Origin of the sequence: Pseudomonas sp. Xaverov 83 (assembly GCF_019352905.1) — a bacterium.
GTDB lineage: Bacteria > Pseudomonadota > Gammaproteobacteria > Pseudomonadales > Pseudomonadaceae > Aquipseudomonas > Aquipseudomonas yamanorum.
Map to the genome: position 1 here is coordinate 1 of NZ_JAAAFU010000044.1, position 12,757 is coordinate 12,757.

Genomic DNA, 12,757 nt, shown 5'->3' on the forward strand with positions numbered 1-12,757 from the left:
TGCTTACTTTTGCGCTTTTCAAAAGTGAGCCGCTGTAAGAGCGGAACCCTAAGCGGCCGTTACCTAAATACCGGATATACCCTCAATCCCCCGCATTGGCATACAAATAGTCAGTCGCCAACGAAGCCAACGTCCGTACCCCAACCACCAGCGCCGACTCATCCACAAAGAACCCCGGATTATGATTCGGCGCCGCCTTGCTCATATCCTGATTCCTCGGCGTCACCCCCAAAAACACAAACAACCCCGGCGCTTCCTTGGCATAAAACGAGAAGTCTTCAGCCCCACCCACTAACGGGGCGTTGACCACATCCCCATTCGCCGCCCAACGCAAACTCGGCAGCATCTTCTCGGTCAGCGCCGGGTTGTTGATGGTCGGATCATACTTCTCAATAATCGTCACCTCAGCCTTCGCCCCACCACTCTCGGCAATCTTCTCGACGGTCTGCCGCACATCCGCATGCAGCTTCTGGCGAATGCCATAGTCGTAAGAGCGAATGGTCCCACTCATATCCACCGACTCAGGAATGATGTTGTACCGCGTCCCCCCGTTGATGGTGCCAATACTCACCACCGCCGGAAACGAAGAAATGTCCGTACGCCGGCTCACCACCGTCTGTAACCCAACGATGGCCTGCGCCCCGACAGTAATCGGATCAATCCCGTCCCACGGCCGCCCCGCATGGGTCTGCTTGCCCAGGATCTTGATCCGCAGGTCATCCGAACTCGCCAGGGTAGGCCCCGGCCGATACGCAATCTGCCCCGCAGGCACACCGGCCCACACGTGCAGCCCGAACACCGCATCCGGCTTCGGTGATTTCATCACCCCTTCCTGCACCATCATCTTCGCGCCCCAAGTGTTCTTGCCATCGGGGATAAAGTCGCTCGGGCCTTCTTCAGCCGGCTGGAAATAAAACACCACGGTGCCCGGCAGATGATCGCGCATGCCGGTCAGAATTTTCGCTGTACTCAGCAGGATGGCGGTGTGGGCGTCGTGGCCGCAGGCGTGCATCACGTCGACTTCTTTATCGAGGTACACCCCCTTGGCCTTCGAGGCGAAGGGCAGGTCGGACACTTCCTTGACCGGCAGCGCATCCATGTCGGCGCGCAAGGCAACGGTCGGGCCGGGCAGGGCGCCTTTGAGGATTGCGACCACGCCGGTGCGGGCGACGCCGGTCTTGACCTCAAGCCCCATCTCCCGCAATTGCTTGGCCACCAGTTCTGCGGTGCGCTTTTCGGTGTTGCCCAGTTCAGGATGGGCGTGGATGTCGCGCCGGGTTTCCAGCAGGGCCGGTTCCAGCACTTTCGCCTGGGCGGCGATTTCTTCGCGGGCACTGTCCTGGCCGCTGCTGGCGGCGATGACCGCACTGCTGGCGACACCGCACAGCAGGCCGAATACCCATTGGTGTGTAAGACCGGTCAAACGCATAAGGACTCTCCATGATTATTGTTGTTGATCCTGACGTCGTCCGGGCCGTGCTTATTCCTTCTCCTGCACGCCCCCCGCCGCTGTCACTACTTGCACGCTCAAGCGCGGGGTGGCCAGGTCCAGCCCGGCTTCATCGAGGTGACGCTTGAGCGACAAGTTGAACGCCCGCGAAACTTCCCACTGCTTGATCGGCGCGGTCTTGAAGCGGGCGCGAAGAATCGCACTGCCGGACTCGAAACTTTCTACACCCTGAATCTCCAGCGGCGACCAGATATTGCGCCGCTGCAACGGGTCGTTGCGCATCTTCTGCCCGACGTCGCGCATCAGCTTGATGGCGTCGTCGATTTCCATGTTGTAGGGAATCGCTACCCGGAAGATCGCGTAGCCGAATTCCCGGGAGTAGTTCTTGATGCTTTTGATCTCACTGAACGGGATGGTGTGCACGATCCCGTCGATGTCCCGCAGGCGCACGGTACGGATGGTCAAGCCTTCGACCGTACCCAGGTGGCCGCCGACATCCACGTAGTCATCAATCGCCAGGGAGTCTTCGATAATGATGAACAGGCCGGTGATCAAGTCCGCCACCAGCGACTGCGCACCAAAACCGATGGCCAGGCCGATCACACCGGCACCCGCCAGCAGTGGCGTGACGTTCATGCCCATGTTCGCCAGGGCGACGATGGCGGCAATGATGAAGATGGTCACGAACAGCACGTTGCGGATCAACGGCATCATTGTTTGCGCACGCGCATTGGCCAGGCCTTTGCGCGAGCGGGTGAGGGCGTGGTGGATCGCGGTGTCGCTGAGGATCCAGATCAGCCAGGCGAACAGCAACGTACCGGCAAGGCCGAACAGCTTGACGCTGATTTCATGGCCATCGCCTTCGGTAAAGCGGATCAGCGACAGGCCCCAGACCCGCAGGCCCAGTTCGATAAACACCAGCCACACCACGAGATGGGCGAGGGTGTAGACGAAGCTTTTCAGGCGATCGGAGTACAGCGCATGGCGCTTGTGCCCACGCTGGGGCTTGAGGGAGTGGCGGCGCACCAGGCCGTTGATCACCATGCACAGCACCAGCAACACCGTGCACAACAACGACTGGCGCAGGGCGGTGCTGGTGTCGCCGGCGGAGACGAAGGTGGCGAACAGCGAGATGCCCACCAGCAGTAACGCCGGCAGGTACCAGAAAGTGCCGACGATCTCGATGGTGTCGCTCAGGGCGCGGCGGGTCAGGCGGCGGGACAGCGGCTGGTTACGGATCAGGTGCGCGATGGGCCGGCGGAAACGCAGGATGAACACGCCAGTGGACAGCGCGGCCATGACATTGGCGATGGTCGCGGCGACATGGGACAAATGCTGGCCCAGGCTCTCGGCCAGGCGCGGGTCGCTGACGGCTTCGCCAAAGGCGGCAAAGCTGCCGATCAGCCACAGCGGCCGGAAGGCCTGGTGGCGCAGGATGTACAGCGCGCGGTGGCGGTGCGGGCCGTCGAGCACGGAAAACGCGACCACGCAGATCGCCGAGAAGCAGGTGCCCACCACCAGCGCATAGGCCAGCACCATCGCCAGGGATTTGCCCAGGGACGAGGGCAGTGCGTAGCTCATGTAGACGGTGATCACCAACGCGATCAGCCATGGCCCGAGCTTGCGCAGGGCGAAGCGCAACAGGTCCCAGGTCTTGGGGTGTTGGGGCAGTTCTTCGGTCAGGCCGAAGCGCTCGCGCACCCGGTGGCTGAGCCAGATCAGGATCGCTGCCAGCAGGCTCCAGAGCATCAGGATCATGGCAAAGGCAAAGATGATCGGCAGCCATTCACTGGCCGGCAGCATCAGTGCGGTGAGTTCGTCCCTGGCCTGGTCGAACTCGCTGGACCAGCGATTGATCGGGCTGTCGGCGCCGGAGAACTGTTGCTCCAGGCTCGACAGGGTGCCGCCGATCAAACCGAGCACACCCAGTTCGGCGGCGGGCTGGGCCTTTTGTGTGGTTTCCCGGAGCTTTTTCAGGTCGCTCAGCAGCTTGGTGCGCTGCTGGTCGTTCTCCAGGGTCTTGATCACCTCGTCCAGGGACTGGCCCAACGGGACGTCGGCTTGCGGCTGGGTTTTGGTGTTGCTGCCCAGCAGCCCCGGCAGGCTCACAGCGTGGGCAGGCGCCATGGGCAGCAGGGTCAGCAGGCAGATAAGCAGGCAACAGGGCAGGGCAAACAGACGGGCAAGCACGAGGCGGTCAACCTTAAAAACGACGAATTGACCGAGTGTACGAGGCCGTCCTGTGCAATGCGAGTGAGATTGTCATTCCGCGAGTTTGGCGAGGATCTTGTAAACCACGGTGCCGAGGATCAGCAGCATGCCGATCCACATGCCGAACACACCGATCGGTTTGTCGCGGAAGTTGAAGCCGATGGCCAGGAGGATCATGCCGGTCAGGATGGGGATGAGCATGGAGTGGAAGGCGGACATGGTGATCATGGTGCGACGGCCTTGTCGGGTGGGAATAGGTATAAGTCTAGGTCGATTTTGCCCAGTGCGAGTTGATCAGTGTCAGAAACGCTACAAACCCCGGTTAATTTCTACATTCGATGGCTTTTTTTCGATTGGCCACGGTCAACATCCCTCAGGAACCTTAAACCCAGGAGCATTCATCCATGAGCACACCCAAGGCACTGTTGATTCTGCACGGCAAGCAAGCCCTCAACGAAGAGGTGCGGGCTGCAGTGCAGGGCAAGCGCGAACAGGGTTGGGAGTTGGCCGTGCGGGTGACATGGGAGGGTGGCGATGCCCAGCGGTTTGTCGATCAGGCCCTCGCCGATGGCTACACGCGGCTGATTGCCGGCGGCGGTGACGGCACGCTGCGGGATGTGGCCGAGGCCATGGCCCGGGCCAAGACCGAGGCCAGCCTGGTGCTGATGCCCCTCGGCACCGCCAACGATTTTGCCCGCGCCGCCGGTGTGCCACTGGAGCCTGGGCAGGCCCTGGACTTGTTGGACGCGCCGGCCCGTGCCATCGACCTGGGCGAGGTGGGTGGGCAGATCTTCCTTAATATGGCCACCGGCGGATTTGGCAGCCAGGTCACCGCCAACACCTCCGAAGACCTGAAGAAAGTCCTCGGCGGCGCAGCCTACCTGTTCACCGGCCTGTCACGCTTCAGCGAGTTGCGTGCGGCCTACGGCGAATTGCAGGGCCCTGACTTTCACTGGCGCGGCGAGCTACTGGCCTTGGGTATCGGCAACGGGCGCCAGGCCGGTGGCGGTCATGTGTTGTGCCCCGGTGCCCTGGCCGATGATGGTTTGTTGGATATCAGCATCTTGCCGGCGCCTCAGGAAGTGGTCGGCACCCTGCGTAGCCTGATGACGGACGGTTGGGGCCTGGACAACATGTTCGTGCGTGCGCGTTTGCCGTGGGTCGAAATCAAGGTCGCCGAAGGGTTGGCGATCAATCTGGACGGCGAGCCGCTCCAGGGTGATGACTTGCACTTTTCGGCCTTGCCCCAGGCGCTGCGCGTGCATTTGCCGGTGGATTCGCCGTTGCTGACTAATCGTCCAGGCTGATGATCTGTTCGCGCACCGCGAACAACACCAGGCCTGCCACATCAAAAATCTGCAGGCGCTTCATGATCTGCGAACGGTGGGCTTCCACGGTCTTGATGCTCAAACCCAGGCCATGGGCGATTTCCCGGGTGGACTTGCCGCGCACGATCAAACGCAGGATTTCCAGCTGGCGTGCCGTCAGGTTATGGCTGTGGGGCGGCGGGTTGGCCTGGGCCTGATTGCGAATCAGCGCCTGGTTGATCACCGTGTGGGCGATGGCCGGGCTCAGGTAGCGTTCGTTGTTGCGCAAGGCCAGCAGCGCGTGTTCCAACTCGTTGGCTGTGGTGTCCTTGAGCAGGTAGCCATGGGCGCCGGATTCCAGGGCGCACATGATCAGTTCCGGGTCGGTATGCATCGACAGGATCAGCACTTTGCTCTTCGGGTAGGCGCGCTTGAGTTCCTTGAGCGCGTCGAGCCCGCCGGTGTGTTTCATCGACAGGTCGAGCAGCACGATGTCGGGTTGCAGCGCGTCGAAGCGCTCCAGCAACTGGGCGCCATCGCTCGCTTCGCCGATCACCGCGTAGCCGGGAATATCCATGACCAGCGCACGCACGCCGGCCCTGATCAGGGAGTGGTCATCCACCAGGAGTAAGTTGCACGTCACTCTAGAACCTTATGGGGGTTGGCCCGTTCGAGGGCGCGGGGCGCCCAGGGGAAAAGCGCTTCAATCCTTGTGCCAAAGCCTGGCCGGCTATTGACAGACAATGTGCCGCCCAGTTGATCAATCCGCTCGGACATGCCAGCCATGCCCCGTTGACCTTCCTGGGCGGGGTTGATGGCGGGCGAAAAGCCCAGGCCGTCATCGCTGATAGACAGTGACAGGCCTTCCGGCAGGCGTTGCAGGCGCACCAGCAGGTTGCGTGCCTGGGCATGGCGCAACATGTTGGTGACGGCTTCCTGGGTAATGCGAAAGGCGGCAACGGCCATTTCTTCCGGGATGCCGGTGAGCCGTTGATGGCATTCCAGGCTCCAGTTTACCTGGGTGTTTTCCAGGGTCTTGAGCAGGTGCGCCCGCAGGCTCGCCTCCAGCCCCAGGCTCGCCAACTGACGAGGATTGAGGATGGCCGACACATCCTGAACCTTGGCCAGGGTTTCGTTGAGGGTGTTGCACAGCACTGCGCAATGGCCTTGCAGGTCTTCCGGCAGGCGGCGTTTGAGCCATTCACTTTGCAGCTTGGCGGCGGTCAACAGTTGGCCGATATCGTCGTGCAATTCACGGCTCAGGCGATGACGTTCGTTTTCCTGGACCTGCAACAGACGTTCGGCCAGTTCCTGGGGCTGGAACTTGATGGACTTGCGTGAGCGCCACTGTTGCAGGCCCACCACCAACAGGGTAGCCAGGTTCAATAACAGCAGGGCTAAAGGAAGCTCGGCCGAGCGTGCATAAGCCCACAGGCTAAGCAGGCACGAACACAGGCACAGCGCGAGGGTCATCCTGCGTGCATTGCTTCGGGACACGGACCTTGCGATGAGTGACTTCAGGCTGGCGTACATAGGAGGCGCATTTCACGTTTATATGCATCATGAAGTTGAGTCACTTCGAGCGGGGCATGGTACCACCACTATTACCGTTGGTCGCCTTTCGCCGAGCTTGATGAGGCGTATTAATCACGGCTGCGCCTCGGGAGGTAGTCCCGGAGTTCAAAGAGTGGAGGAGTTGTATCATTGAAGTTGTTTTGTATCGGTATTGTCGTTAGTGGCTTATTGATATTTTTCGGCTAACGACTACGTCATTTGTGATTAGTTGTGGCTGTCGTTTTTGGATAAGGCAGTGATTGAATGCGACATTTTTGCCGGATAAATGCGAAGAGGACTCAAAAGGCGTAGGGCATGCGTTGCTGTTGCGTGTAGCCAAAGTCACTTTGCGGGATGTGTTGGACGACGGTGGCAATCAATACGGTTTGTTCGGTTTCATCCAGGCTGAGTTTGCCGGTTTTGGTGTCGATCAACTCCAGTTGCCAGGCCAGCAATGTGAGGCAGTTGTGCAATGCATCAAGTGCTTCGTCATGCAGCTGCAAGGGGCTGGCGGCATTACTGATCAGGTACTGGATATGCCGTGAAAACTCGCTGATCGCCCGCAGGGCCAAGGCTTCCGACTTGTCCGAGAGCTTGATCAGGCTGGCTTTCATGCAGTCGATGGCGTCGCTGTCGTTGCGGATCAAATGCAGGTGGCTCAAGCATTCTTCAGACTTGGCCAGCAACATTTCCGCTTCGAGCAGGAACTCGGGCAGTGCAAGTTGCCACTCTTTGCCGTCGTTCATCATGCAAGTCTCCATAACATACCGTCGGATGATGAGATGTCGCACCGGGTGAATGGCGTAAAACTACCGCTGAAATATGACGAAGATCTGTAGGTCAGATCCGACTTTTCAGTAGGACATTTATTTGAATAACGATCAGGCTCGTCCGGGCCCCCCATAATCTTCAGGGTTGTTCGCACAACTTCTTCGGTTGCCAAGACGTAAGTCTCTGGACGACCCGTAGGCCGCGGGCTTGCGATAGCAAACAAAAGCCTGACTCCATTCATGCAATGAGAATGGCGTCACATTAATGGCTATTAGATATCGCGAATATCAGGTTGGTCCTGATTGTGGATAGGGGAATCCCTTACATAGGGGAACCTCGCGCTGACTTTACGGTCACGCGGCGGCGGTGATAGGCGTTGTGTTGAAGCTGGCTCAGTAAAGCATGATGTCAGTGTGACATCAATGGATTTGCATGGCATTTTAGTGGGGGGTCAAGGTCCGGCTTTTGCCGCCGATAACCCTCTTCAGTGACCAGCACTATCCATCCGCTAAACCCAGGAGTCTTTAATGGCCGGCATTCTCGACACGGTAGATCAACGCACACAATTGGTGGGTGAGAATCGCCTGGAGATCCTCATGTTTCGCCTGGCCGGGCGGCAGCTGTTCGCGATCAACGTGTTCAAGGTGCAGGAAGTGCTGCAATTGCCCAAGTTGACCCTGATGCCACAGCGCCATCCGTTTGTCTGCGGTGTGGTCAACCTGCGTGGCCAGACGTTGCCGGTCATCGACCTGTCCCAGGCGATTGGCATGCGTCCGCTGATTCCGGGGCCCAACAGCACCATTATTGTCACCGAGTACAACCGCTCGGTGCAGGCATTCCTGGTGGGCGGTGTCGACCGCATCGTCAACATGAACTGGGAGGCAATCCTGCCACCCCCGGCGAGTGCCGGGCGCCAGCATTACCTGACGGCCATCAGCAAGGTCGACGACCAGTTGGTGGAAATCATCGACGTGGAAAAAGTCCTCGCCGAAATCGTGCCCTACAACGCCAAGGTTTCCCGCGAGAAACTCGAAGACCCGGTGCTGGAACGCGCCCGCGGCCGTGAAGTGCTGCTGGTGGATGACTCCAACGTCGCCCTTTCGCAGCTGCGTGACACCCTCGGCCAGTTGGGGGTGAAGATGCACATTGCCAGCGATGGCCTCAAAGCGCTGAACATGCTCAAGGGGTGGGCCGACAGCGGCCAGGTGATGACCGACAAGCTGTTGATGATCTTCACCGACGCCGAAATGCCCGAGATGGACGGCTACCGCCTGACCACCGAGATTCGCAATGACCCGCGCCTGCGTGGCCTGTACGTGGTGCTGCACACATCGTTGTCCGGCAGCTTCAACGATTCGATGGTGAAGAAGGTCGGCTGCGACAACTTCCTCTCCAAGTTCCAGCCCGACAAGTTGGTGGACGTGGTACGTCAGCGCCTGATGCTGGACGAAGTACCGGCTTGAGCTTAGGGTGACGGCTTTACCCCTCAGGAATGCAGGCCCATGCTTCGTCTCAGCGCGTTGTACCGATACCCCTTGAAGTCCGGCAAGGGTGAAACCTTGCAGCAGATTGGCCTGGACACACTCGGGCTCGACGGGGATCGACGCTGGATGTTGGTGGATGAGGCCAGCGGGCGTTTCCTGACCCAGCGCGCCGTGGCCAAAATGAGCCAGCTGTCGGCGTTGTGGAATAGCGCCGGTGGCCTGACCTTGAGCGCCGAAGGCCAACCTGCCCTCGACGTGCCACTGCCCGGAAGCGAGGCCGAGTTGCGCGGCGTGACCATCTGGCGCGACACCTTGCGCGTGCCCGATGCCGGTGATGAGGCGGGCGCCTGGGTCAGCGAATTCATCGGCAAACCCACGCGCCTGGTGCAAGTGCCGCTGGCGCGTGCGCGCACCACCGAGGCCGGCTACGGCAAGGACGATGACAAGGTTGCATTTGCCGATGGTTTTCCGTTGCTGCTGATCGGCCAGGCGTCCCTGGATGACTTGTCCCAACGGGTCGGTCGACCCATGGAAATGCTGCGTTTCCGTCCCAACCTGGTGATCGAAGGCAGCGAAGCGTTTGCCGAGGACGGCTGGAAGCGGGTACGGATTGGCGATGTAGAGTTCCGCGTGGTCAAGTCCTGCTCACGCTGCATCCTGACCACCATCGACCCGGCGAGCGGCGAACGCAGCGCCGACCGTGAACCGCTGGCCACCCTCAAGACCTATCGTGAGCACGAGGGCGATGTGATGTTCGGCCAGAACCTGGTCAACGATGGGGTGGGCCGCCTGGAAGTCGGTATGCCGGTGACTGTCCTGGAGTAAGCAACCCTGAAATGAAAAATGCCCGTCTCGCAAGAGGCGGGCATTTTTTATGGCCGGCGTAAAGATCAGCCGCGGTATTCGCACAGGTAAGCCGTGTCGACCGCTACCTTCAACTGGAACTTGCTGTTGGCTGGCACGTTGAACTGGCTGCCGGCGGCGAAGGTTTCCCAGTCGGTGCTGTCTGGCAGCTTGACGGTCAGCGCGCCCGACACCACGTGCATGATTTCACGCTGGGCGGTGCCGAATTCGTATTCACCCGGGGCCATGACGCCGATGGTCGCCGGACCTTCTGCAGTGCCGAAAGCGATCGACTTGACGGTGCCGTCGAAGTACTCGTTGACTTTAAACATGGGCGAATCCTCGGAAAAAGGGTCAAGAAAGGTCGGCCAGTATGCCTTCTACGCGGGCAAAATCAACGGCAGCAGCCGTGCGGTGTTGCGCGCATCTTCCAGCGCCCGATGCTGTTGGCCATGGAACTGCATGCCCGCCAGTTGCAGCGCGCCGTTGAGCCCCAGGGGCTTGTCCAGGCGCCGGGCCTTGGCGAAGCGCTGCTTGAGGTTCACGTGGGGCATCTGGCCCAGCACGCTGCTCAAGCCATGGCGCTGCCACTCCAGCTCCAGTTGCTGGCGGTCGTAGTCGCCCCAGCTCGCCCAGCCTTCCAGGCGTGCCTGGTGTTGACCGAGCCAGCGTTCGAACAGCGGCCACACCTCATTCAACGGCGCGGCAGCATCGATGTTCGCTTGGGTGATGTGGGTCAACTGGCGGCAGAACGGCGTCAGCAACGGCCTGCGCAACGGCCGCACGAAACGCTGGAAATGATCCAGCTCACGGCCCTGGCGGTTGACCAGGCTCACGCCGATTTCGATGATTTCCATCTCGGTCACGGACCAGCCGCCTTCATCCGTTGTGGCTTCAAGATCAATAATCAGCCAATGAGGCATCGCAGGTTCCCGTACTCTTCCCGTCCTGATGGGGATAGAGCGTAGCTAAGCCTGCTAGTTCCGCCCAGGGCTTACTCGATCTCCAGCAAAATCTGACGGATCCTGACCTGATCTCCCGCAACCGCCTGGATTCGCTTGACCACACCACTCATGCCGGCCTTGAGGGGATGCTCCATTTTCATCGCTTCCAGCACCAGCAATAGCTGGCCCTGGGTAACTGAATCGCCTTCGCTGACCCGTACCTCGACAATCGCCCCATCCATCGGCGCCTTGACCGTGCCGTCGCCGGCCTCGGTCTGGCGGGTGGCAACGGTTTGGGTTCGATCATCAATGCACACGTCAGGCAGCCAGAGCCGAGTGCCTTGCAGGTGGTAGGCGATGCGGCGGCGGATACCGTTGACCACGGCGATAGCCCAGCGTCCGTCGGTGGTGAGGTCGCGTATTTCGACGGCGTGCTGATCAATGTCGACCTGCAGGCAATGGTCCGCCAGCACACTGAGGCTGATTGTCCGGGGCTCATCCTGTTCGGCCAGTTGATAACTCCACGGCACGCTGGCGTTGTTGCGCCAGCCGGATAACGGCTTGGAATGAGCGCTGGCGCAGTGCTGGTAAAACAGCGCGGCGGCCAATGCCAATTCTTCGTGGGTCGCGTGGGTTCGGGCGATGTCGTTGAAATGCTCGGCGATAAAGCCGGTGCTGAAGTCAGCGGCAACAAACCGGGGATGCTTGAGCAGGCTGGCCAGCAGGCGCTGATTGGTGGATACACCCAGGAGTACGCTGTCTTCCACGGCCCTGACCAATTTGCGCCGAGCCTCTTCACGGGTGGCGCCGTGGGCGATGATCTTGCCCAGCATCGGGTCGTAGAACGGTGTGATGCGTTGGCCTTCCAGCACGCCATGATCGATGCGCACACCGGCCGCCGGTTCCCAGCGCAGCACGTCGCCGGTTTGCGGCAGGAAGCCTTGGGCCGGGTCTTCGGCGTACAGGCGCACTTCCATGGCGTGGCCGCTCAGGGTTACTTGGTCCTGACTCAGGGGAAGCGGCTGGCCGGCGGCGATCTGCAGTTGCCAGGCGACGAGGTCGAGGCCGGTGATCAGTTCGGTGACCGGGTGTTCGACCTGGAGGCGGGTGTTCATTTCCAGGAAGTAGAAGTTGCCGTTGCGGTCGAGGAGGAATTCGACGGTGCCGGCACCGACGTAATTGACGGCGCGGGCGGCCTTGAGGGCGGCTTCGCCCATGGCTTGGCGTAGCTCGTCGGTCATGACGGGGCAGGGGGCTTCTTCGATGACCTTTTGATGGCGGCGCTGGATCGAGCAGTCGCGCTCGCCGAGGTAGATCAGGTTGCCGTGGGTGTCGCCGAACAGCTGGATTTCGACGTGACGGGGGTCGATCAGGGCTTGTTCGAGGATCAGTTCGGCGCTGCCGAAGGCGTTTTGCGCTTCGGAGCGGGCGGTGCGCAGGTGTTCCAGCAGGGTGTCGGGGCTGTGCACCAGGCGCATGCCGCGACCGCCGCCGCCGGCGCTGGCCTTGATCATCAGGGGATAGCCGATGTGGGCGGCTTGTTGTTGCAGGGTTGGGTCGTCCTGGTCGGGCCCTTGGTAGCCTTTGATGCAGGGGACGCCGGCGTTGAGCATGGCGAGTTTTGAGAGGCGTTTGCTGCCCATCAATTCGATGGCTTCGGGGCTGGGGCCGATGAAGGTCAGGCCGGCGTTTGCGCAGGCGCGGGCGAAGTCGGGGTTTTCGGAGAGGAAGCCGTAGCCGGGGTGGATGGCGTCGGCGCCGGTGCGGTGGGCGGCGTTGAGGATGGCTTCGATGTTCAGGTAGGACTGGGTGACCGGGGCGGGGCCGATGTTGATGGCTTCGTCGGCCATCTGGACGTGCAGGGCTTCGGTGTCGGCTTCGCTGTAGATCGCTACCGTGCGGTAGCCCAGGGATTGGGCGGTGCGCTGGATGCGGCAGGCGATTTCGCCACGGTTGGCTATGAGGATTTTGTTGAACATCGGCATGGTGGTGGTCCTTGGCTTGTCGGGTACATATCCGTTTCTTCGGTAACGGCTGCTTATGGTTCCGCTCTTACAGCGGGTCACTTTTGAAAAGCGCAAAAGTAACCAAAACGCTCTGCCCCGCCTGTCGGCGCCTCGCTGTGGCTCGGCGTTCCCTCACTCCGGCACTGCTCCGCGGGCCGCCGCGACGGGCCATCCATGGCCCGGCGCG

General features: G+C 60.8%; 11 protein-coding genes and 1 pseudogene. 3 read left to right on the forward strand and 9 right to left on the reverse strand.

Annotated elements, in window-relative coordinates:
* Positions 1–82 precede the first annotated feature (82 nt).
* From K0H47_RS15020 to K0H47_RS15030, 3 genes are all read right to left on the reverse strand, one after another.
* The gene (locus K0H47_RS15020) at positions 83–1,429 is read right to left on the reverse strand and encodes an amidohydrolase (protein ID WP_219273091.1); all 1,347 of its coding nucleotides are present in this window, start codon (positions 1,427–1,429) and stop codon (positions 83–85) included.
* A 51-nt stretch (positions 1,430–1,480) separates the two neighbouring features.
* Positions 1,481–3,640: a mechanosensitive ion channel family protein gene (locus K0H47_RS15025; protein ID WP_093207692.1), complete on the reverse strand. Its 2,160-nt coding sequence runs from the start codon at positions 3,638–3,640 to the stop codon at positions 1,481–1,483.
* Positions 3,641–3,712: 72 nt separating this feature from the next.
* Positions 3,713–3,889, reverse strand: a complete 177-nt coding sequence (locus K0H47_RS15030) for a hypothetical protein (protein ID WP_003219760.1) — start codon at positions 3,887–3,889, stop codon at positions 3,713–3,715.
* 176 nt (positions 3,890–4,065) lie between these two features.
* Between K0H47_RS15030 and yegS the strand changes: the two are divergent.
* A pseudogene (yegS, locus tag K0H47_RS15035) lies at positions 4,066–4,990 on the forward strand (lipid kinase YegS); the annotation flags it as partial.
* Here yegS and K0H47_RS15040 read toward each other — a convergent pair.
* The 3 genes from K0H47_RS15040 to K0H47_RS15050 form a co-directional block, all read right to left on the reverse strand.
* Positions 4,952–5,611 (reverse strand): response regulator transcription factor, encoded by a 660-nt coding sequence (locus tag K0H47_RS15040; RefSeq protein WP_063028332.1) that lies wholly within the window; start codon positions 5,609–5,611, stop codon positions 4,952–4,954. The pseudogene yegS and the gene K0H47_RS15040 sit on opposite strands and share 39 nt — an antisense overlap.
* Positions 5,608–6,501, reverse strand: coding sequence for a sensor histidine kinase (locus K0H47_RS15045; protein WP_201139669.1), 894 nt, complete (start codon positions 6,499–6,501; stop codon positions 5,608–5,610). Before K0H47_RS15045 ends, K0H47_RS15040 begins: the two co-directional genes overlap by 4 nt.
* Before the next feature lie 320 nt (positions 6,502–6,821).
* Positions 6,822–7,268, reverse strand: a complete 447-nt coding sequence (locus tag K0H47_RS15050; RefSeq protein WP_063033928.1) for a hypothetical protein — start codon at positions 7,266–7,268, stop codon at positions 6,822–6,824.
* 552 nt (positions 7,269–7,820) lie between these two features.
* Between K0H47_RS15050 and K0H47_RS15055 the strand changes: the two genes are divergently transcribed.
* Together K0H47_RS15055 and K0H47_RS15060 are read left to right on the forward strand one after the other, a co-directional pair.
* Entirely contained in the window at positions 7,821–8,756 is a 936-nt protein-coding gene (locus K0H47_RS15055; protein ID WP_017479493.1) for a chemotaxis protein CheV, read from the forward strand.
* Between the two features lie 39 nt (positions 8,757–8,795).
* A complete protein-coding gene (locus tag K0H47_RS15060) occupies positions 8,796–9,602 on the forward strand; it encodes an MOSC domain-containing protein (protein ID WP_063028336.1) in 807 nt (268 codons plus the stop codon).
* A gap of 65 nt (positions 9,603–9,667) precedes the next feature.
* On the opposite strand, the gene K0H47_RS15065 is transcribed toward K0H47_RS15060, so the two are convergent.
* From K0H47_RS15065 to K0H47_RS15075, 3 genes are all read right to left on the reverse strand, one after another.
* On the reverse strand, positions 9,668–9,952 hold the full coding sequence (locus K0H47_RS15065) for a pyrimidine/purine nucleoside phosphorylase (protein WP_003183665.1): 285 nt from the start codon (positions 9,950–9,952) through the stop codon (positions 9,668–9,670).
* Positions 9,953–10,000: 48 nt separating this feature from the next.
* Positions 10,001–10,543: an exonuclease domain-containing protein gene (locus K0H47_RS15070; protein ID WP_219273093.1), complete on the reverse strand. Its 543-nt coding sequence runs from the start codon at positions 10,541–10,543 to the stop codon at positions 10,001–10,003.
* Positions 10,544–10,614: 71 nt separating this feature from the next.
* The gene (locus tag K0H47_RS15075) at positions 10,615–12,549 is read right to left on the reverse strand and encodes an acetyl/propionyl/methylcrotonyl-CoA carboxylase subunit alpha (protein ID WP_219273095.1); all 1,935 of its coding nucleotides are present in this window, start codon (positions 12,547–12,549) and stop codon (positions 10,615–10,617) included.
* Between the last annotated feature and the right edge of the window lie 208 nt (positions 12,550–12,757).

Bases quoted from the DNA above. Each gene is read 5' to 3' on its own strand.
- K0H47_RS15045 (WP_201139669.1), bottom strand. From the start codon at position 6,501: ATGTACGCCAGCCTGAAGTCACTCATCGCAAGGTCCGTGTCCCGAAGC.
- K0H47_RS15030 (WP_003219760.1), bottom strand. From the start codon at position 3,889: ATGATCACCATGTCCGCCTTCCACTCCATGCTCATCCCCATCCTGACC.
- K0H47_RS15055 (WP_017479493.1), top strand. From the start codon at position 7,821: ATGGCCGGCATTCTCGACACGGTAGATCAACGCACACAATTGGTGGGT.
- K0H47_RS15020 (WP_219273091.1), bottom strand. From the start codon at position 1,429: ATGCGTTTGACCGGTCTTACACACCAATGGGTATTCGGCCTGCTGTGC.
- K0H47_RS15060 (WP_063028336.1), top strand. From the start codon at position 8,796: ATGCTTCGTCTCAGCGCGTTGTACCGATACCCCTTGAAGTCCGGCAAG.
- K0H47_RS15065 (WP_003183665.1), bottom strand. From the start codon at position 9,952: ATGTTTAAAGTCAACGAGTACTTCGACGGCACCGTCAAGTCGATCGCT.
- K0H47_RS15050 (WP_063033928.1), bottom strand. From the start codon at position 7,268: ATGAACGACGGCAAAGAGTGGCAACTTGCACTGCCCGAGTTCCTGCTC.
- K0H47_RS15075 (WP_219273095.1), bottom strand. From the start codon at position 12,549: ATGCCGATGTTCAACAAAATCCTCATAGCCAACCGTGGCGAAATCGCC.
- K0H47_RS15070 (WP_219273093.1), bottom strand. From the start codon at position 10,543: ATGCCTCATTGGCTGATTATTGATCTTGAAGCCACAACGGATGAAGGC.